At 72.9% G+C, this 18,297-nt stretch carries 18 protein-coding genes; 8 read left to right on the forward strand and 10 right to left on the reverse strand.

All coding sequences use genetic code 11. The features are described 5' to 3' along the window. Window positions 1-221: 221 nt before the first annotated feature. Window positions 222-1,133, forward strand: a complete 912-nt coding sequence (locus EBN88_RS01070) for an esterase/lipase family protein (RefSeq protein WP_122181863.1) — start codon at window positions 222-224, stop codon at window positions 1,131-1,133. 17 nt (window positions 1,134-1,150) lie between these two features. Here EBN88_RS01070 and EBN88_RS01075 read toward each other — a convergent pair whose 3' ends face one another. Next, window positions 1,151-1,813, reverse strand: coding sequence for a pyridoxamine 5'-phosphate oxidase family protein (locus EBN88_RS01075; RefSeq protein ID WP_122181864.1), 663 nt, complete (start codon window positions 1,811-1,813; stop codon window positions 1,151-1,153). 315 nt (window positions 1,814-2,128) lie between these two features. Here EBN88_RS01075 and EBN88_RS01080 point away from each other — a divergent pair, with 315 nt between their 5' ends. From EBN88_RS01080 to EBN88_RS01090, 3 genes are all read left to right on the forward strand, one after another. Next, the gene (locus EBN88_RS01080) at window positions 2,129-3,703 is read left to right on the forward strand and encodes a pyridoxal phosphate-dependent decarboxylase family protein (RefSeq protein WP_233580369.1); all 1,575 of its coding nucleotides are present in this window, start codon (window positions 2,129-2,131) and stop codon (window positions 3,701-3,703) included. Continuing rightward, window positions 3,700-5,082, forward strand: coding sequence for a lysine N(6)-hydroxylase/L-ornithine N(5)-oxygenase family protein (locus EBN88_RS01085; RefSeq protein WP_122181865.1), 1,383 nt, complete (start codon window positions 3,700-3,702; stop codon window positions 5,080-5,082). The genes EBN88_RS01080 and EBN88_RS01085 overlap by 4 nt, the downstream gene beginning before the upstream one ends. A 76-nt stretch (window positions 5,083-5,158) precedes the next feature. Beyond that, window positions 5,159-5,527 carry a GntR family transcriptional regulator gene (locus tag EBN88_RS01090; protein ID WP_122181866.1) on the forward strand — a complete coding sequence of 123 codons (369 nt, stop codon included), beginning with the start codon at window positions 5,159-5,161 and terminating at the stop codon, window positions 5,525-5,527. 64 nt (window positions 5,528-5,591) lie between these two features. On the opposite strand, the gene EBN88_RS01095 is transcribed toward EBN88_RS01090, so the two are convergent. From EBN88_RS01095 to EBN88_RS01115, 5 genes are all read right to left on the reverse strand, one after another. Next, on the reverse strand, window positions 5,592-6,347 hold the full coding sequence (locus tag EBN88_RS01095; RefSeq protein ID WP_122181867.1) for an N-acetyltransferase: 756 nt from the start codon (window positions 6,345-6,347) through the stop codon (window positions 5,592-5,594). Window positions 6,348-6,428: 81 nt separating this feature from the next. Further along, window positions 6,429-6,761, reverse strand: coding sequence for an HAD family hydrolase (locus EBN88_RS01100; RefSeq protein ID WP_122181868.1), 333 nt, complete (start codon window positions 6,759-6,761; stop codon window positions 6,429-6,431). Window positions 6,762-6,955: 194 nt separating this feature from the next. After that, on the reverse strand, window positions 6,956-8,638 hold the full coding sequence (locus tag EBN88_RS01105) for a glycoside hydrolase family 13 protein (protein ID WP_122181869.1): 1,683 nt from the start codon (window positions 8,636-8,638) through the stop codon (window positions 6,956-6,958). A gap of 55 nt (window positions 8,639-8,693) precedes the next feature. After that, on the reverse strand, window positions 8,694-9,770 hold the full coding sequence (locus EBN88_RS01110) for a LacI family DNA-binding transcriptional regulator (RefSeq protein ID WP_122181870.1): 1,077 nt from the start codon (window positions 9,768-9,770) through the stop codon (window positions 8,694-8,696). A gap of 208 nt (window positions 9,771-9,978) precedes the next feature. Beyond that, a complete protein-coding gene (locus tag EBN88_RS01115) occupies window positions 9,979-10,689 on the reverse strand; it encodes a hypothetical protein (protein ID WP_122181871.1) in 711 nt (236 codons plus the stop codon). A 295-nt stretch (window positions 10,690-10,984) separates the two neighbouring features. Here EBN88_RS01115 and EBN88_RS01120 point away from each other — a divergent pair, with 295 nt between their 5' ends. The 3 genes from EBN88_RS01120 (at window position 10,985) to EBN88_RS01130 (ending at window position 13,784) form a co-directional block, all read left to right on the forward strand. Beyond that, entirely contained in the window at window positions 10,985-12,157 is a 1,173-nt protein-coding gene (locus tag EBN88_RS01120; protein ID WP_122181872.1) for a helix-turn-helix domain-containing protein, read from the forward strand. Window positions 12,158-12,194: 37 nt separating this feature from the next. Beyond that, complete coding sequence (locus tag EBN88_RS01125; RefSeq protein WP_122181873.1) at window positions 12,195-13,163, forward strand: pirin family protein; 969 nt, start codon at window positions 12,195-12,197, stop codon at window positions 13,161-13,163. Window positions 13,164-13,475: 312 nt separating this feature from the next. Next, on the forward strand, window positions 13,476-13,784 hold the full coding sequence (locus EBN88_RS01130; RefSeq protein WP_233580370.1) for a hypothetical protein: 309 nt from the start codon (window positions 13,476-13,478) through the stop codon (window positions 13,782-13,784). A 195-nt stretch (window positions 13,785-13,979) separates the two neighbouring features. On the opposite strand, the gene EBN88_RS01135 is transcribed toward EBN88_RS01130, so the two are convergent. The 4 genes from EBN88_RS01135 to EBN88_RS01150 all read right to left on the reverse strand — a co-directional run bounded on the left by EBN88_RS01135 (window position 13,980) and on the right by EBN88_RS01150 (window position 17,364). Continuing rightward, window positions 13,980-14,264 (reverse strand): hypothetical protein, encoded by a 285-nt coding sequence (locus EBN88_RS01135; RefSeq protein WP_122181874.1) that lies wholly within the window; start codon window positions 14,262-14,264, stop codon window positions 13,980-13,982. 13 nt (window positions 14,265-14,277) lie between these two features. After that, window positions 14,278-14,538 carry a hypothetical protein gene (locus EBN88_RS31440; protein ID WP_233580371.1) on the reverse strand — a complete coding sequence of 87 codons (261 nt, stop codon included), beginning with the start codon at window positions 14,536-14,538 and terminating at the stop codon, window positions 14,278-14,280. Window positions 14,539-14,668: 130 nt separating this feature from the next. Then, the gene (locus EBN88_RS01145; protein WP_158621295.1) at window positions 14,669-16,078 is read right to left on the reverse strand and encodes an MFS transporter; all 1,410 of its coding nucleotides are present in this window, start codon (window positions 16,076-16,078) and stop codon (window positions 14,669-14,671) included. A gap of 56 nt (window positions 16,079-16,134) precedes the next feature. Then, on the reverse strand, window positions 16,135-17,364 hold the full coding sequence (locus tag EBN88_RS01150) for a M20 family metallopeptidase (RefSeq protein WP_158621296.1): 1,230 nt from the start codon (window positions 17,362-17,364) through the stop codon (window positions 16,135-16,137). Between the two features lie 541 nt (window positions 17,365-17,905). Here EBN88_RS01150 and EBN88_RS01155 point away from each other — a divergent pair. After that, on the forward strand, window positions 17,906-18,190 hold the full coding sequence (locus tag EBN88_RS01155; protein WP_233580372.1) for an acyl carrier protein: 285 nt from the start codon (window positions 17,906-17,908) through the stop codon (window positions 18,188-18,190). Window positions 18,191-18,297 lie beyond the last annotated feature (107 nt).

Genomic DNA, 18,297 nt, shown 5'->3' on the forward strand with positions numbered 1-18,297 from the left:
CCGGCGGGCCGCGCCGGCCGCCCGGGGCGGGCCGCCTGACGCGGGCACGGCCCGGGCGAGCGCGGGTGGGCGGGCGTCAAGGGGCGTTCCGTGGGCGAGCGGTGAACGTTTCTTCACCGTCGGCGGTGTGGGCGCACGGGGTTACCCGCCCGTAACTTGGCATGAGCCCGTCGCTGTGACTCGGGCCACATCCCCGCGACCCTCGGGTGAGGAGAGCCGCCATGCCCTTCGGGAAGTCCGGACCGCCGAAATCGTCCAAACCGTCGAAGAAGCCCCGATTCGCCCTGCTCGCCGGCCTGTTGGCCCTGCCGCTGCTCGCCCTGCCGGGCGGCGCCGCCAACGCCGCCGCCCCCGCCGACGCCAACGCCGCCGCCTCCGGCGGCGGTTGGAACCGGGCCGACTGCGTCTCCGAGCACCCGCGCCCCGTGGTGCTGGTCCACGGGACCGGGGCCAACGCCACCGTGAACTGGCTGGGCCTCGCGCCCTACCTGGTCGAACGCGGCTACTGTGTCTACTCGTTGGACTACGGCCAGCTCCCCGGCCTGCCCGTCTTCCACGGTCTCGGGCCCATCGAGGAGTCCTCGGCGCAGCTGGCCGCCTTCGTCGACGAGGTGCTGGCCACCACGGGCGCCGACGAGGTGGACCTCGTCGGCCACTCGCAGGGCGGGATGATGCCCCGCCACTACCTGAAGAACCACCAGGGCGCCGCCGACAAGGTCGGCGCCCTGATCGCCATCGCGCCCAGCACCAACGGCACCACGCTGCTCGGCCTGACCGCGCTGCTCGACGTCTTCCCCGGACTCGCCGACGCCATCGACGGGTTCTCCCCGGCGCTGCTCCAGCAGGTCGTCGGCTCGGACTTCCTCACCGAGCTGAACGCCGACGGCTACACCGTTCCCGGCGTGGACTACACCGTGATCGCCACCCGCTACGACGAGGTGGTCACCCCCTACCGGAGCCAGTTCATCGACGAGCCGGGCGTGCGGAACGTGCTGCTCCAGGACCTCTGCCCGCTGAACGTCTCCGGGCACGCCACGATCGGGCTCACCGACCGGATGGCCTTCCACGAGGTGGCCAACGCCCTGGACCCGGACACGGCCGAACCCACCGACTGCCGGCACATCCTCTCCTGAGCCCCGACCCGACCCCGCTAGTCGGCGTAGAGCCGCTGCGCGTAGGCGGGACCGTAGTGCTCCTCCAGCGCCTCCAGCGACTCGTCGGGGCGGTCCAGCGCCTTGGCGAGCCGGGCCCTGGCCGGCAGCGCGTCCGGCCGCCAGGTCTCCGGCTCCCAGGCGCGGGACCGCAGGAACGCCTTGGCGCAGTGGTGGAAGACCTCCTCGATCTCCACCAGCAGCGCCAGCCTCGGGCGGTTCCCCCGGACCACCATCCGGTCCAGGAACGGCGCCCGACTCACGATCCTGGCCCGGCCGTTGACCCGCAGCGTGTCGCCCCGGCCCGGCAGCAGGAAGATCAGCCCGACGTGCGGGTTGCGCAGGATGTTGCGGAAGCCGTCCACCCGGCGGTTCCCCGGGCGGTCCGGGATGGCGAGGGTGTGGTCGTCCAACACCAGGGCTATCCCGGCCGGATCGCCCTTGGGTGAGACGTCGAGCCGGCCCTCGGCGTCCGAGGTGGCGATCAGGCAGAGCGGGGAGTGCGCCAACCACTGACGGTCCAGCGGATGCAGCGCCGTGCGCACCTTGTCCCTGGTGTACGAGGCGGGCTCGCCGACCAGCGCGGTCAACTCCTCCTCGCTGGTGACCTCGTGTGTCTCCCCGGCCTCTCGGGCCAGCTCCGACAGCTCTCCGGTGTCCATCGCCCCGCTCCTCTCCGACGGCTCCACCCCTGTCGGTGACCCTACGCCCACCCACGGACAAACCGGTCGCGGGGACGGCCACCGGCGGCCGCGCGCGGACGGCCGCCGTCTCGGGTCGTGGGACGGCTCGGTTGACAAAGTTAGGTGTGCCTAACCTAAATTGTCGGGGGTTGCCGTGCCGGGTCGAATCCTCAACGGCGGCCCTCGGCACCGTCGTTCGACCCAACCGCCGCCCGGCACGCCGGGCGGGTGCTCAGACGCGCACACCCCCACACAACAGCCGCGACACCCGAGACAAAGGGACGTCACCGACTCATGAGCATGTCCGGCCACGTACCAACCGTGCCCGCGCCCACCCCGCTGCTGGAGCCCGACCTGCTGGCAGCCGACCCCGAGGGAATCGTCGAGGTCGGCCGCCTGGTCAGCGAGTTGACCAGCGAGGCAGCCAAAGCCCTCCGCCGCAGAGGCGGCCCGCTGCCCCCGCTCACCCCCGTCGAACTGGCCCATGTGGTGGACGCCCAGCTCCCCGAGGGGCCGCTGCCCCGCGAGGGCGGCGGCCGGGACGCGGTGCTCGCGCTGGCCAGGGCCTACGCCAGCTACACCGTCGACCTCGCCGACCCCAGGGCCGCCGCCCACCTCCAACCCCCCGCGCTGGGCGTCGCCACCGCGACCGACGTGCTGGCCTCCGCGTTCAACGCCTCCGTCGACACCTGGGACAGCGGCCCCATCGCCGTCGAACTGGAGAGCCGCCTGGTGCGCGCGCTCACCGCGCTCGCCGGCTACGGCCCGCGCGCCGACGGCGTGCTCACCCCCGGCGGCACCGCGTCCAACCTCCAGGCGCTGCTCATCGCCAGGGACACCGCGCTGCGCGCCCAACGCGACATCAGGGGCGAGGGACTGGCCGGACTCGCCACCAGACCGGTCGTCTACTGCTCGGAGTTGGCACACTTCTCGGTGGCCAGGGCCTGCGCCGTGCTCGGCCTCGGCGAGGACGCGGTCCGCCCCGTCCCGGCCGACGCGCACCGCCGGATGACCGCCGAGGCCCTGGAGCTGGCCCTCGCCGAGAGGACCGAAGAGGAACTCCCCATCGCCGTCGTCGCCACCGCCGGCACCACCGACTACGGCTCCATTGACCCCCTGCCCGAACTCGCCGCCGTCGCCGAACGCCACGGGGTCCGGCTGCACGTGGACGCCGCCTACGGCGGAGGCGCCCTCTTCTCCGACCGGCTGCGCCCGCTCCTCGCCGGCATCGAGGCCGCCGACTCGATCACCATCGACCTGCACAAGACGGCCTGGCAGCCGGCCGCCGCCAGCGTGCTCCTCGTCCGCGACGCCGCCGACCTCACCGCCAGCACCGGGCTGCGCGTCGCCTACCTCAACCCCGACGACGACGGCGCCGCCGGCTACGACGGGCTGCTCGGCCACTCCCTGGCCACCACCCGCAGGGCCGACGCGCTCAAAGTCGTCGCCACCTTCCTGGCGTTGGGCCAGCGCGGCGTCGGTGCCATGCTGGAGGCCTGCCACGACCTGGCCACCTTCGCCGCCGAGGCGATCGCCGCCCGCCCGCGCCTGCGACTGACGGCGACACCCGTGCTGACCACCGTCGTCTTCCGCTACGTTCCGGAGCACGGCACGTCCGGCGGCACCGGCGAAGGACCGGCCGACGCCGCCCGCGCCGACGCGATCAACGGCGCCCTGCGCCGCCGGCTGCTGCTCCAGGGCCGCGCCCTGATCGGCCGCACCGACGACGTCGCCGAGGACGCGACCGGCGGCCGCGTCCGGCTGAAACTCACCCTGCTCAACCCGCAGGCCACGCGGGACGACATCCAGGAGCTGCTGACCGCCGTCGAGGTGGCCGGCCGCGCCGTGGAGACGGAGGAACTCCCGTGACCGAACCGGACCTCGACCTGGCGGCCGTGGGCGTCGGCCCGTTCAACCTCGCCCTGACCGCGCTCGCCGACGAGGTGCCCGAGCTGCGCTTCGCCGCCTTCGACCGCCGCGAGCGCTACGACTGGCACCCCGGCCTGATGTTCGACTGGGCCTCGCTCCAGGTCGGCTTCCTCGCCGACCTCGTCTCGCTGATCCGCCCCACCAGCCGCTGGTCGTTCCTCAACTACCTGGTCGAACACGACCGGATGTACCCCTTCTACATAGCCGAACGCTTCCATGTCCCGCGCCGCGAGTACGCCGACTACTGCGCCTGGGCCGCCGCCCGGCTGCCCGGCTGCCACTTCGGCGTCGACGTCACCGAGGTGACCTGGGACCAGGCCGCCGAACGCTGGGTGCTGACCCTGCGCGAGGTCGCCACCGGAACGGTCAGCGTCCGGCGCGCCCGCCACCTCGTGCTGGGCGTCGGCACCGAACCGGCCCTCCCCGAGCCGCTGCGCCGCCTCGCCGGCGAGCCGTCCGGCCAACGGGTCTTCCACTCCGGCGAGTTCCTGCACCGGATCGACGCGGTCGCCGAGGCCGGCGCCCGTTCCGTCACCGTGGTCGGCTCCGGGCAGTCCGGCGCCGAGGTCTTCCTCGACCTGCTGCGCCGCCAGCGCGACGCGGGCTGGGCCGTCAACTGGCTCACCCGCTCCTGGGGCTTCGCCCCACTCGACTACTCCAAGCTGGTCCTGGAGTACACCACCCCCGCCTACATGCGGTACTTCAACGCCCTGCCGCCGGCGACCAGGGACCGGCTGATCGCCTCCCAGTGGCAGCTGTACAAGGGCATCGACACCGAGACCATCGACCTGATCCACCAGGAGCTGTACGACCACCTGCTGGACGGTGACCGGCCCCCGGTGACCCTGCTCCCGGCGACCGCCGTGCGCGGAGCGGAACTCGCCGAGGGCGGCGCGGACTCCGCCGAGGGCGGCGCGATCCGCCTGACGACCCGGCACGCCGACACCGAACGGGAGTCCGTCCTCGCCACCGACGCCGTGATCGCCGCCACCGGCTACGCGGCCCGCCGCCCGGACTGTCTGGCGCCCGTCGAGAAGCTCATCGCCTGGGACGAGCAGGGCCGTTACGACGTCTCCGAGGGCCACCGGGTGGCGACCGTTCCCGAGGTCACCGGCGGGCTCTTCGTCCAGAACGCCGAACTGCACACGCACGGCGCCGCCGCCCCCGACCTGGGCATCGGCGCCTACCGCAGCGCGTTGATCCTCAACGCGGTCACCGGCAGGGACGTCTTCCGCGTCCCGCGCGACACCGCGTTCCAGACCTTCGGGCCGCTCGGGTCGCCGGCCGGACCGCCGCCCGGACCGGCCGCCGGCGGCTGAGCGGCCGGCACACCGGAACCCGTCCGGCGAAGCGCCGGGCGGGAGCCCGTGCGGCACAATCGGGCCAATGAACGGGATGACAGTGCGCATCGACCCCGACTCCGCCGTGCCGCCCTACGAGCAGCTGTGCCTCCAGGTGGCCGAGCAGGCCAGAGGGGGCCGGCTGCCCGTCGGCTACCGACTCCCCACCGTGCGGGCGCTGGCCGCCGAGTTGGGGGTCGCGGTGAACACGGTGGCCAAGGCGTACCGGACGCTGGAGGCCGACGGCGTCGTGGAGACCAGGGGCCGGCAGGGCACGTTCGTCGCGTCGGCGCGGACGGCCGCCGCCCGGGAGGCGGCGGCCGCGGCCGAGGCGTTCGCCCGGCGGGCGAAGCGGCTCGGCCTCGACGCGGACGCCGCCGTGGCGGCGGCGAGGGACGCGGTGCGCGCGGCCTACGCGGAGTAGCTCTCCTGCGGAGCGGTGGGGCGCCCGGGGAGCGCCGTGCGCGCCGCGCGCCGGGCCGGGTGGCCTACAGCGGGTGGTGCACCCACACGCCCGGTTCCACATAGACCGCGATGTCCTGCTCGACGCTGCACTGGACCGGCACCAGCGCGTCGGGCACCACGACGGGACCCGTCGTGTCGAACGGCAGGCCGGTCCAGGAACGCCACTCCGCCAGCGTGCCGGGGATGACCATCGCGCGTTTGCAGGTGCCGACGATCCGGCCGCCGGCCCGGACGTGGACGCGCAGCCACGGGTCCTGCGGCAGGCCGTCCTCGCGGACCAGCGCCGCGTACGCGTCGATCGGCAGGTCAGGAACCAGATGCTTGCGGTTCGGCCGCACCGGCGCGACCAGATGCTCGAACCCGAGGCGGGCCGCGTTCTCCCGCATCGCCGCGAGCATCCGGCCGGACAGGCCGGTGCCCTGGAGGTGCGTGGCCACGGTGATCTCCAGCGCCGAGACGAGGTTCCGCCGCCGGCCGAGCTGCCGGTCGCGCGCCGAGCGCCAGATCACCCCGTCCCAGCCGTCCTCGGGAAGCTCGCCGCGCGCCGGGTCGCCGTCCCAGGCGAACGGCACGCAGTACGCGCGGGCGACCGCCTGGTCCGGAGCCTCGGCGTCATAGGCGACGAACGCGTACTCCGGGTGCGCGGTCCTGACGTCGCTGTAGTACAGCAGGGCCATGGGGTCCTCTTCCATGAACGCGGGCCATGGCTCGCTCTCCACGTTCCCGAAGGACGACTTCAGGTCGGGCCGTTCGGCGACCGTCACGATGCGTAGATCCATGCCCCGGACCGTAGGCCGATCCGCCCGCGCGCCGACACCTGATTTCGCCGCGCGGCGGAGACGCCGCCCGGGAACGGCCCGTCACCGACGTCCCTGGACGTCGAGGGAGGGCGCTTCGCCGCGCTCGGGTGACCGGGAACGGGCGATGCGGTAGGCCGCCCACAGGTCGTCACCGTCGTAGTGGCAGCGGGCGAGTTGGCGGAGGGCGTCGTCGGCGTTCACGGCCACGGTGTGGCTCAGCTCCCGGAACAGGGGGATGTCCGAACCGGAGTCCCCGTAGGCGGTGCGGGAGTCCCGGCCGAGACCCAGCGCCGTGCGGACCCGGTCCACGGCCGTGACCTTGTCCGCCGGCGTGAGAATCCGCCCGGGATCGAGCGCGGTGCGGAACGGCGGCGAGGGCCAGCCGGAGGCCACCCCGGCCTGTCCCGGCGGACGGGGTGTTCGTTCAACGACCGAGCCTCGCACGGCCTCGCGCGGACGTGGCCGCTCCCGGAGTGCGTCCGGTGAGGGCCGGACCAACCTCCGGCCGGGCCCGTCCGGCCGGGGCCCCTTGGCCCCGGCCAGGGCCGGGCAGTGGCCGGGGCCAAGGGGCCCCGGCCACGTCTGTGCTAGGCCCGTCCTGCCAGGGCACCGCCACCCCAGAGCCAGACGGTCGTGTCCGGCGGCAGGTGCCCGTTCGTGAGGCGTTCGCTGGCCAGCAGCACGCCCCAGTTCTTCGGCAACGGGTACGGCTCACCCGAGAAGTTGACCGCGCAGCGCAGCACCGGCGAACGTTCGAACGCGAGCACCCCCTCCGGCGTGGTCAGCCAGCGCAGCGTCCCGGAGCCGAAGCCCGGCTGCTCGCGGCGCAGCCGCAGCGCCGAGCGGTACAGCTCGAGCATCGACCAGGGGATGCCCGACTGGGCCTGCGCCGTCAGGCTCTTCCACTCGGCCGGCTGCGGCAGCCACGGCTTGGTGCCCTTGGGCCCGAAGCCGAACGGCCCGTCGAGCCCGGACCAGGGCAGCGGCACCCGGCAGCCGTCGCGGCCGCGCACGGTGTGGCCCGAACGTTCCCACGTCGGGTCGGCCAGCACCTCCTCCGGCAGGTCCTCGACCTCCCACAGGCCCAACTCCTCGCCCTGGTAGACGTAGGCGCCGCCCGGCAGGGCCAGGGTCAGCAGCGCCGCCGCGCGCGCCCTGCGGGTGCCCAGCTCCAGGTCGGTGCCGCCGCCGGCCGTGTCGTGCTCGTGGGTGCTGGTGTCGCTCCGGCCGTAGCGGGTCACGTGCCGGGGCACGTCGTGGTTGGAGAGCACCCAGGTCGGCGGCGCGCCGACCTCCGCGAGCGCGGTCACGCCCCGGTCGATCACCTCCCGCATGGCCTTGGGCTCCCAGGAGCACTTCAGGTAGGGGAAGTTGAACGCGGTGTGCAGTTCGTCCGGCCGCAGGTAGTTCGCCAGCCGGTCGTCGCGGACATGGGCCTCGGCGACGAAGACCCGGTCGCCCGCGTAGGAGTCGGCGATCTTGCGCCACTCCTGGTAGATCTCGTGCACCCCGTCCTGGTCCCAGTGTGGGTGGTGCTCCCGGTGCCGCTCGTGCTCGAAGAGCGCGTCGGCCGGGATGCCCAGGTCGGGCAGCGCCGGGTCCTTGACGAGGCCGTGCGCCACGTCGATCCGGAAGCCGTCCACGCCCCGGTCGAACCAGAAGCGCAGGATCGACTCGAACTCGTCCCGCACCTCCCGGTTCGCCCAGTTCAGATCGGGCTGTTGCGAGGCGAACAGGTGCAGGTACCACTGGCCGGGGCTGCCGTCCGGCTCGGTGATCCTGGTCCAGGCCGGGCCGCCGAACCGGCTGCGCCAGTCGTTGGGCGGCTGGTCGCCGTCCGTTCCCCGGCCGTCCCTGAAGACGTAGCGCTCCCGCTCGGGTGAGCCGGGCGCGGCCGTCAACGCCTCCCGGAACCAGGGGTGTTGGTCGGAGGTGTGGTTGGGCACGATGTCCAGCACGACGCGCATCCCGAAGGTGTGCGCCTCGGCGATCAGCTCCTCCGCCTCGGCGAGGGTGCCGAACGCCGGCTCGATCGCGCGGTAGTCGGCGACGTCATAGCCGCCGTCGGCCATCGGAGACGGGTACCAGGGGTTGATCCACAGCGCGTCAACCCCCAGTTCCTGGAGGTAGGGCAGACGGGCACGCAGACCGGCGATGTCGCCGATCCCGTCGCCGTTCCCGTCGGCGAAGCTTCTGATGTAGACCTGGTAGATGACGGCGTCGGCCCACCAGGGCGCGGCCGACTTCTGGTCAATGCGGGTGCGGGGCACGTATCTTCCATTCCTCTTGCGAGTTGACCCTGGGAGATGCGCGGTCGACGGCGGCTCACCGCGCGGTGGTGCTGTGCTGGTCCGGTTCAGGTCCCGGCCGAGGTGTGGAGTGATATCGGGGCGGATGTTCCCGAGCCGCGCCGGTGGTGCCCCGGACGACCAGCCGGGTCGGCACCACCACCCGGGTGGGCTCCTCGTCCCCGCCGGACAGGGCGTCCAGTATCTGGCGGGCGAGCAACTCTCCCTGGTGGGCTACGGGTTGCGCGATCGTGGTGAGATCGAGCAGCTCGGCCGTCTCGTGGTCGTCAAACCCGATGACCGAGACATCGTCGGGGGCGGTCAGCCCCATGCGGCCCAACGTCCGCAGGGCGCCGAAGGCCATCTGGTCCGACTCGGCGAAGACCGCCGTCGGCGGCTCCGGCAGGCTCAGCAGCTGTGCCATCGCTGACGCACCCTCGTCGATACTCAGATGACCCGGCACTTCCAGATCCGGGTCGTAGGCAATCCCGGCCTGCGCGAGCACCGTGCGGTAGGCGTGCTGGCGAACGATCGGGGTGGTGAACCCCCGAGGATCTCCGGGGGCGGCGGTGATCATACCGATCCTGCGGTGCCCCAGGTTGATCAGGTGACGGACGGCGGTGCTCGCGCCCTCCGCGTTGTCGATGGAGACGTGCCAACAGCCCGGAACGCGGGTGCCGAGCACGGCGATCGGCACCTCCATCGACGCCAGCGCCTCGCTCTCGGCGGTGGAGAGCGGGAGGTTGAGCACGATCAGGGCGTCCACCCTGCGGCGCAGCGGCATTCTGGTGAAGAACCGCTCGTGCACCCGCTCGTCGCCGAGGTTGTACAGCAGCAGATCGAGGTCGTGGGCGCGCAGCACCGAGTCGATGCCCGCCAACACCTGGCTGTAGAACCAGCGGTTGACGAACGGCACGACCACGCCGACCGTCCCCGTCCGGCCGGAGGCCAGCGAGGAGGCGTGCGGGGAGACCGAGTACGACAGCTCCTCCGCCGCGCGCAGCACGCGCTCGCGGGTCGCCGCCGACACGTTCGGCAGCCCGCGCAGGGCGCGGGAGACGGTCGCGGTCGACACCTCCGCGCGCCGGGCGACATCCATGATGCTCGCGGCCATAACCCTCCGATCACGGCAGTGAGCCGAACGTACTGCCGACCCCGGAGGTAATGCAATCGCTTACATGAAAAGATCTTGTGCTTTCGGCCAACTCGGGGCAGAGGGCGTCAGGTTGACGCCTGATGAACCGACAAAACACCGCAACACCGCGCTGTAAACGTGTGCATGAGAACAGCACACGAGAACAGCGCGGCGCCGCGGATCGTGCCTACCCCTCCAGCCGGGCCAACGCGGCCTCGGCGGTGGCGAGGAACTCGGTCACCGGCGCCTGAGACAGTGTGCCCATCTGGCCCCAGCGAACCACCGTGACCAAGCTCCCTTCCCTGATCACCGCGGAGAGATTGACATCGTGGGCGGACTCGGGTGGCGCGGTGTGCACGCCGATGACCCGCGCGTAGTCCGCGCCCTCCACGCCCCCGAAGTCGTCCCAGGACGCGGTCCCGCCCGGGTGCTGCCACAGCCACTCGGAGGCGCAGTCGGTGCTCGCCTCGTTCAGCACCTCGACCAGCCCGGCGGCCGCGCCCTCGCTGCCGAGGTCCATCACCACCTGGACGGCGTTGGTGTCCAGCTCCGTCCAGTGGGTGACATGGGCGACGTTCTCCTCGGGCAGCAGCGCGTCGTAGCAGAAGACCGGCACCTCGGGGAGGCCGTCGACCGGGCCCTCGCTGTACCAGCCGTCCGGGTGCTCCGGCAGCTCGTCGCCGGTGAGGAACGCGTCCGCCGGTATCGCGGCCGCTTCCGTCGCCCCGTTCGTCCCGGCCCCGTTCGTCCCGTCCGTGCTCGCGATGGCCGCCGTCGCCGTGGCCGGCTGGTCGGCGGTCGCCGTTCCGGTGAGCGTGGTCACCGCCAGCGCGCCGGCCCCGAGCGCCGCGCCGGCGGCGATCGCCAGCCCGCGCACCGAGTTCCGTGTGTGCCGCATCGGCCCATCCCCCTCGTCTGTCATTCCGTTGGTCGTTCCGTGGGTGTCGCTTCTCCGGCAGGCTCGGCGGGGCCGGGGGGCGGCGGCAAGCCCGGCGGCGCCTTCTGGGACGGTGGAACGGCCGGAGCCCCGCTGACGTCGAAGAACGTGAGCCCCTGGAACGCGGAGCGGGACGCCGAACGGGGCGTGGAACGGGTCGTGGACCGAACGCGCGCCACGCGGAGCGGGGACGCTCAACGGGCACGGGATCAACGGTGATCGACGGTGATCAACGGGGAACACACGCGGGGGAGCCGTGGGGGAGTCGAGCAGGGACAACCGGCCGGCCGAGGAGTTGGCGGCCCGGCTGCGCGCGCTCAAGGAGCGCTCGGGGCTGAGCTTCGGCGCGCTGGCCAAGCGCCTGCACACCAGCACATCGACCCTGCACCGCTACTGCTCGGGCGCGGTGGTGCCGGCCGAGTACGCGCCGGTCGAGCGGCTGGCCAGCGCCTGCGGCGCCCGGCCCGACGAGCTGCTCGCACTGCACCGGCTGTGGCTGTCGGCCAACGACGCCAGGAGCCGGCCGCCCGCCGAGCCCCAGGACCCCGAGCCGGCGCTCGCGCCCGCTCCCGAGCCCGCCCCTGAGCCCGCTCCCGAGCCCGGGGCGGCGGCCCCGCCCGCGTCCCGTTTCCGGCGGCGCCGCCCCTGGTCGCTGGTCCTCGTGCTGCTGCTGGTCGCCACGCTGGGCGGCTGGGGGGTCTGGAACGCCCGTCCCTCCGGCGGCGGTTCGGCCGCCGCCCAGGCGAACCAGGCGGCCCGGGACGTCGGGAGCCCCGGCGACGAGCCCGCCCCGCCGGAGGCGGCCGGGCCAGCGCCGCTGGAGTACTCCGTCCGTTCGCACGTCTGGGCCGAGGGCTGCGGGCACCGCTACCTGGTCGACCGCGCCCCGGCCGCCGTTCCGCCCCCGCCCGTGGCCCAGGACGCCGAGGAGTGGGCGACCCAACTGGGCGCGGTGCACGGGGACTCCACCATCCTGGAGGCCACCGTCACGGCCACCGGCGAGGAGCCGGTCGTCGTCGAGGCGATCCATGTGCGGGTGGTGGAGCGCCGCCCGCCGCTGGCGTGGTCGGCGTTCGACATGTCCCCGGGCTGCGGCGGCGCCCTCACCCCGGCCGCCTTCGAGGTGGACCTGGACGCCGAGCGGCCCCAACCCGCGCCCAGGGGCGGCTACGACGCCATGAGCGAACGCGAACTCGCCGCGCCCCACCTTCCGTTCGCGGTCACGGCGCGGGAGCCGCTGGCGCTGCGCGTCGAGGCGCGGGCGGCCGACTGCGACTGCGACTGGTTCGTCGAACTGGAGTGGAGCGGCGGCGGCGAGCGCGGCACGCTGCGGCTGGACGACGGGGGAGCGCCGTTCCGCACCAGCGGTGGGGGAGCGGAGGGGGCGTGGCAGTACCAGGAGGAGTGGGGCGGCTGGTCGCGCGGCTGACCGAAAATGGTCGGTGGAAGTGGGGCAGGATCGGCCCATGAGCAACCTCGACCAGCGGCCGGCCCCCACCCTCTGCGGCGCGGCCCGCCACACCGGGCCGGTGCGGGAACTCCAGGAGGGCCGCCGGGTGCCGCTCGGCGAGTCCACCGTCGTCCGACGGCTTCTGCCCACCTTGGGGCGTCGAATGATCGGCGCCTGGTGCTTCGTTGACCACTACGGACCGGACGACATCACCGACACGCCGGGGATGCGGGTGCCGCCGCACCCGCACATCGGGCTCCAGACGGTCAGTTGGCTGCACGCGGGCGAGGTGGTGCACCGGGACAGCGTCGGCTCGCTGGCCACCATCCGCCCGCGCGAGCTGGGCCTGATGACCTCGGGCCGGGCCATCGCCCACTCCGAGGAGTCGCCCCGCCCGCACCGCGACGCGCCGATCCTGCACGGCGCCCAGCTGTGGGTGGCGCTGCCCGACCAACACCGCCATGTCGCCCCGGCCTTCGAGTACCACGCCGAACTGCCCCGGGTCACCGGCGGCGGCGGGCTCGACGCCACCGTGATCCTCGGCACCCTGGACGGCGCGACCTCGCCCGGCACCGTCTACTCCCCGCTGGTCGGCGCCGACCTCACCCTGGCCGCCGGCACTGACGCCCGGCTTCCGCTGGAGGAGGACTTCGAGTACGCGGTGCTCACCATCGACGGAGAGTCCGAGGTCGACGGGGTCCGCCTCGCCCCCGGCTCCCTGCTCTACCTCGGTGAGGGCCGCGCCGAACTCCCGCTCCGCGCCGACGACCACGCCTCGGTCCTGCTGCTGGGCGGCCTCCCGTTCGAGGAACAACTGGTGATGTGGTGGAACTTCATCGGGCGGACGCACGAGGAGGTTACCCAGGCCCGCCAGGACTGGGCGACGGGTGTCCGGTTCGGCACGGTCGACGGCTACGACGGCCCGCCCCTGGAGGCGCCGCCGCTGCCGCCAACTCCCCTGAAGCCGCGCGGAAGAACGCGCTGACCGGCGGTTTCGTTCGATCCGTTGCGGGTGAGCCGGTCCCATGCAGGCTCCCGACAGAAGGCCGAGAGGTCGAGTTCTCGATCAGTCTCGTGCCCACGGCGGTCTGCTAACGGGGCGCCGGACACCGCGCGTGGCGAGTCGACCCGAGGGCGTCTGTGATGGGGGCTGGCAGGACGGATGCTGACCCAATGCTGACTTTCGTGATGGATCGCCAGGTCCGGTTGGTCTGGATGGGATCGCCCGGGGGGCCGGCTGTCCGTGTGGCTACCCGAGCCTGCGCTGCCTGACCCAGGCCTGCGCACTTCGGAAACCTTGAAGCGAATCTTCGCCGACGTCGCCCGCGAGTCCATCGCCGCCGCACCCGCCGAGACACCGGCATGGGTGGCCGCCACCCTCGTCCTCGCGCTCGCCGAGGCCCGCGACACCCCTGAAGAAGCAGCCAGCCGTGCCCTCGGCGTGCTCGACCTGGTCCCTCCACAGCGGCTCCGGGCCACCGCCCGAACCCGTCTGGCCCGACTCGGACGCCTCCTCGACACCGCGACGGTCGGCTCGGCCACGGAGTTGCGGGAACGCCTGAGCACTCTTCCCGCCCCGATCCGAGCCGACGGAACAGCCGCGTAGCTCTCGAACACGACCACAGAGCCGTGCCCACACCGCGAGACGGTTCGAGCTGATGCTCACGGCCGTGATCTCCTCTCGCGGTGTGGGCTTGTCAGCAGTCGTGCCGCACCTTGAGGACAGCGTGATCGCCGGCATCGGGGAACCGCTGGCGTCTGAGAGACAGACGGGCCACGGTGTTCGCGCCACCGGGACCGGTCAGATGAAGGCGGCGTCGGGGCGGTCGGCGTTGACGAGGAGGGGGAGGCGGCGGCGTTGGCCGGCGGCGATGACGGCGTACTGGTAGAGCGCCGGCGGCTCGTGCAGCTCGCGCATCGGCACCCAACTCGCGCCCTCGGCCGGGTCGTTGGACGGCAGCTCCGGGATCACCCCGCCGTCCAGGACACAGGAGAAGCCGGTCAACGCTCCGTCGTCGTCCGTGGTCGGCGTGACGGCGAGCACCTCGGAGAGCGAACGGTCAAGCCCCGTCGTCTCGTTGAGCATCCCCGCGACCTGATCACGCCGCTCGCGCGCACGCGGCCCTGCGTGACGCGCGGTCGGCCGCCGGCTCCCTGGCCGCGGCGGACCGGGCGCTGGACGCCAGCCGGGGCCCGGAGGAGGAGTCACCCTGGGACCGATATATCGACGCGACGACGCCGACCGAGCCGCGCGGGCCCCCCAGCGACTCCTCTCGTCGAGCGCACGCGGCGACCCGCGCTCCCCGCGACAACAACAGACGAACAACGCACTCCCCCAACCCCCGTGAGCCGCCCGTCACCAGGACGCGCCGCCCTCCGAACTCCCCACGCGTCAGCCTTCGTTCCGCGCTCGGCGCTGGCCCACCGCTTTGTGTAACCCCTCACCAACCATGCCAACTCCCTTGGCCCAGAACATCTCTCGTACGCCCTTCACCGCTCGCCACCGTCGCGCTTCTCCTGTGGACCTGCCCGTTCCGGTAGGCGCTTGTGGTGAGGCATTCGGCCTGCCTGGGCTCGGACCGGGAGGCCGTACCCCGCACCGCCTCCGGGTCGGTCACGGGCCGGCGCCCGGTCTCCGTGTTCTCGTGCCGCTTCCGGGCGCGGGGCGCCGCCCTGAGGCGGAGTGCTTCGGGTGCGAGGGCCGGTGACGAGCGCGAGCACCGTCGAGGTGACGACGGCACCGGCGATCACGTAGTAGGCGGGGGCGAGGTCGTCGCCGGTCTGGGAGGCGAGGAAGGAGACGACGAACGGCGCGGTGCCGCCGAAGGCGGCGGTGGCGATGTTGTACCCCAGGGACAGGGCGCTCTGTCGCACCTGAGCGGGAAACAGCTCCGCCAGCGCGGCGGGCGCCGGACCGGAGAAGACCGCGAGGACGCCCGCGAAGACCACCTGCCCAAGCAGCAGGCTGGCGTAGGTGCCCCGCGCCATCAGCCAGTAGACGGGGTACGCCACCAGGGCGAGCGCCAGGGTGGAGCCCAGCAGGAGCGTTCTCCACCCAACCCGGTCGGAGAGCGCCCCGGTGACGGGCAGGAGCAGGATGTGCGCGACCATGGCGACCAGGTTGCAGGTGAGCGCGGTGGACAGCGGCACACCCAGGGTCCCCGCCGTGAAGCTGGGCATACCGATCAGGGCGTAGTACGCGATCGTCCACGCGACGACGATGCCCACGACCAGGAGGACGGTGCGGGTGTGCTGGGTCAGGGCCTCCCTGAGCGGAGCGCGCGCCACCGACCGGTCGCGCGCCAGGCTCCGGAAGGCGGGGGTGTCCTCCAGCCGCAGGCGCAGTCGCAGACCGACCAGTGCGCCGAGCGCCCCGACGAGGAACGGCACCCGCCAGCCGTAGGAGTCGAGCGCCGACCGCGTGAAGGCCGTCGTGACCAGCGTGCTCATCGCGATCCCGCAGACGAAGCCGAGGATGGTGGCGAACTGGTGGAGGCTGCCGTACAGGCCCTTCCGGCCCTCGGGCGCGTACTCGACGAGGAAGGCCGTGCCACCTCCCCATTCGCCGCCCGCCGCCAGCCCCTGGACCATGCGGGCGACCACCAGCAGCACCGGGGCGAGCGTTCCCGCCTGGGCGTGGGTGGGCAGTACCGCGATGGCCAGGGTGGCCGCCGCCATCAGGATGATCGAGGCCGAAAGGGCGTTGCGCCGCCCGAACCTGTCGCCGTAGTGGCCGAACACCGCGCCGCCGACGGGACGCAGAACGAAGCCGACGGCGAAGATGGCGAGGGTGTTCAGGAGCGCGCTGGTGGGATCGCCCTCCGGGAAGAACAGCCGGGCCATGACGGTGGCCAGGTAGGCGTACACCGCGAAGTCGTACCACTCGACCAGAGCGCCCACTGAGCCCGCCAGGACGACCTTGCGAAGGTTTGCCGGAGGGGCCTCGTCCCGCTGTGTCACGGCGCCCCGCCCGCTTCGGACGGGAGGCCCGGCAGGGCGAGAGCGGCGCGCAGGTACACGGCGGTCGCGGTGACCATGTCGTCGACCGCCACCCACTCGTCGAGGCTGTGCGCCTGGGCGAGCGACCCGGGTCCGAAGAGCAGGACGGGCGAGCCGAAGTACGCCGCGTCCGAGCTGGCGGGGAACCCGTGGGGGGCCGTGTCCGGAATCCCTTCCTCCGTGGCGGCGGCACGGACCACCTCGGCCAGGGCGTGATCGTCGGGAAGTTCGTACGGCTCGACGGTCCACCAGGCGTCACCGAGGCTCCATGGCAGCCGGTCGTCCGGTGCGCCGAGCAGCTCCGCGATCTCCGCCCGCACGACGGCCGGGGTCTCGCCCGGCAGCAGCCGGCGGCTGAGGCCGACGCGGCACCGGGAGGGCACGATGTTGGGCTTCACGCCGCCCTCGATGGTTCCGACGTTGACGGTGGGGTGCCCGAGCAACGGGTGGTGGTGGCGCTCAAGTTGCCGTGCGTAGCGGGGGAAGAAGCCCAGGAGTTCCGCCGCGGCGAGGACGGCGTTGGTCCCGTGGTGGGGCACGCTGCTGTGCGTGGCCCTGCCCGTGACGGTCAGGTCGTAGGCGGCCAGTCCCTTGGTGGCGTGGCAGATCCTCAGCTCGGTCGGCTCACCGACGATGACGCCGTCCACGCGCGGACCGGACCGGCCCAGGGCCTTCGCGCCCTCCTGGCGGTACTCCTCGTCGCCGACTCCGGCGATCAACAGCTCACCGTTCGGGGGCAGCCCCCGCTCCGCCAGGACCTCCGCCACCTCGACGTAGCAGGCGAGCGCGGCCTTCATGTCACACGCACCGCGCCCGTACACCCTGCCGTCGCGCACGGTTCCGGAGAGGGCCTCGGGATAGCCGGTCGTCTCGACCGTGTCCATGTGTCCGGCCAGCATCAGTGACCGCCCGTGCCCCGTGGCGCGGGCACGGGGTGAACGGGCGACGAGGTTGTACCGTCCGGGGGCGAACTCCGTGGTTTCGCACGCCCACCCGAGCCCTTCGAGCCGGCGGCCGAGGTAGTCGGCCACTTTCCGCTCTCCGGCCTCGCCGACCGGCGGGGCGCCGAAGGGGTTGACGCTCGGCAGCCCGATCAGGTCGACCAGCGTCGCCGCCAGCCGGTCGCGGTCGATCCCGGCGATGTGACGTGCCGCGTCGTCCGCGCGGCCCGCGGCCGGTGTGCCCACGTGAAACCTCCCGGTTGTTCGGTGCGTGTCCTCGCAGGGCACGACGGGCCGTTCCGGCTTTCTCGGATGTGAACTCCCCCTGTACAGAGGGGAGTTGACGCGGACTCGGCAAGGTGACGACCCGTACACGGCCCGGTACGCGCCGGACCGAGCCCAGGGTGCCCGGGCGTCCGGGAGCCCCGCAAGACGGCCGGGGAGCCCCCGTGGACCGGTTGGCGGAAACCGTACGTCCAGGGGAAGAACGGTTCCGCGCCCTCAGCTGCGCAACGTGGTTCCCGCGACACGATGCGTGGGGGGCCGCAAGACGGCGAAAGCTGCCAACTTCGCGGGGCCCGCTTGTGACGATCACGCGGGGCGTCGTTGAATCTGGTGCGTCATCACCCCCACTCATCCCTGCCGCCCACGGCGTCGCCCGAGGCCACATGCCACGGCCCGGGCACCGGATACCGACCGGCCCTTCCCCAGCGGCCGGTCCCTTTCGCACCACCGTCAACCGCATCGCCCGGTCGCCCTGGTCAGGGCTGTCGAAAAGGAGATCCGAGTGAACGCAACGAACGTGGCACAGACCGTCAGAGGACTGCTCGCCTCCGAGCTGATGGTGGAGGTCCCGGTCGGCCGGATGGACGCGGACGACAGCCTGCGGGACGTCTACGGGCTGGACTCGCTCGGCTTCGTGGAACTGCGTGTGCTGTGCGAGGAGAACTTCGGCATCACCATCTCGGAGGACGACTTCTCGCCCGAGCACTTCGCCACCCTCGGCGCGGTCGTCAGCCTCGTGGAGCGGCTGCTGAAGGAGCAGAAGGACACCGTCGAGCCCGCCGGTTGACGGCCGTCCCGGCCCATCGGTTCAGCACGGGCCGGGCCCCACGGCGCCCGGGGCATCCCCGCCGCCGTCGTACACGCGCACGGAAACGATCAACTCATCGCATCTTC

The sequence above is a fragment of the Streptomyces triticirhizae genome, assembly GCF_003696235.1.
In the GTDB taxonomy this organism is placed as follows: Bacteria; Actinomycetota; Actinomycetes; order Streptomycetales; family Streptomycetaceae; genus Streptomyces; species Streptomyces triticirhizae.

Excerpts from the sequence above, each read along its gene's own strand:
- EBN88_RS01095 (WP_122181867.1), bottom strand. The coding sequence starts at position 6,347 with ATGGATCTACGCATCGTGACGGTCGCCGAACGGCCCGACCTGAAGTCG.
- EBN88_RS01135 (WP_122181874.1), bottom strand. The coding sequence starts at position 14,264 with ATGCTCAACGAGACGACGGGGCTTGACCGTTCGCTCTCCGAGGTGCTC.
- EBN88_RS01115 (WP_122181871.1), bottom strand. The coding sequence starts at position 10,689 with ATGCGGCACACACGGAACTCGGTGCGCGGGCTGGCGATCGCCGCCGGC.
- EBN88_RS01070 (WP_122181863.1), top strand. The coding sequence starts at position 222 with ATGCCCTTCGGGAAGTCCGGACCGCCGAAATCGTCCAAACCGTCGAAG.
- EBN88_RS01090 (WP_122181866.1), top strand. The coding sequence starts at position 5,159 with ATGACAGTGCGCATCGACCCCGACTCCGCCGTGCCGCCCTACGAGCAG.
- EBN88_RS01110 (WP_122181870.1), bottom strand. The coding sequence starts at position 9,770 with ATGGCCGCGAGCATCATGGATGTCGCCCGGCGCGCGGAGGTGTCGACC.
- EBN88_RS01075 (WP_122181864.1), bottom strand. The coding sequence starts at position 1,813 with ATGGACACCGGAGAGCTGTCGGAGCTGGCCCGAGAGGCCGGGGAGACA.
- EBN88_RS01125 (WP_122181873.1), top strand. The coding sequence starts at position 12,195 with ATGAGCAACCTCGACCAGCGGCCGGCCCCCACCCTCTGCGGCGCGGCC.
- EBN88_RS01080 (WP_233580369.1), top strand. The coding sequence starts at position 2,129 with ATGAGCATGTCCGGCCACGTACCAACCGTGCCCGCGCCCACCCCGCTG.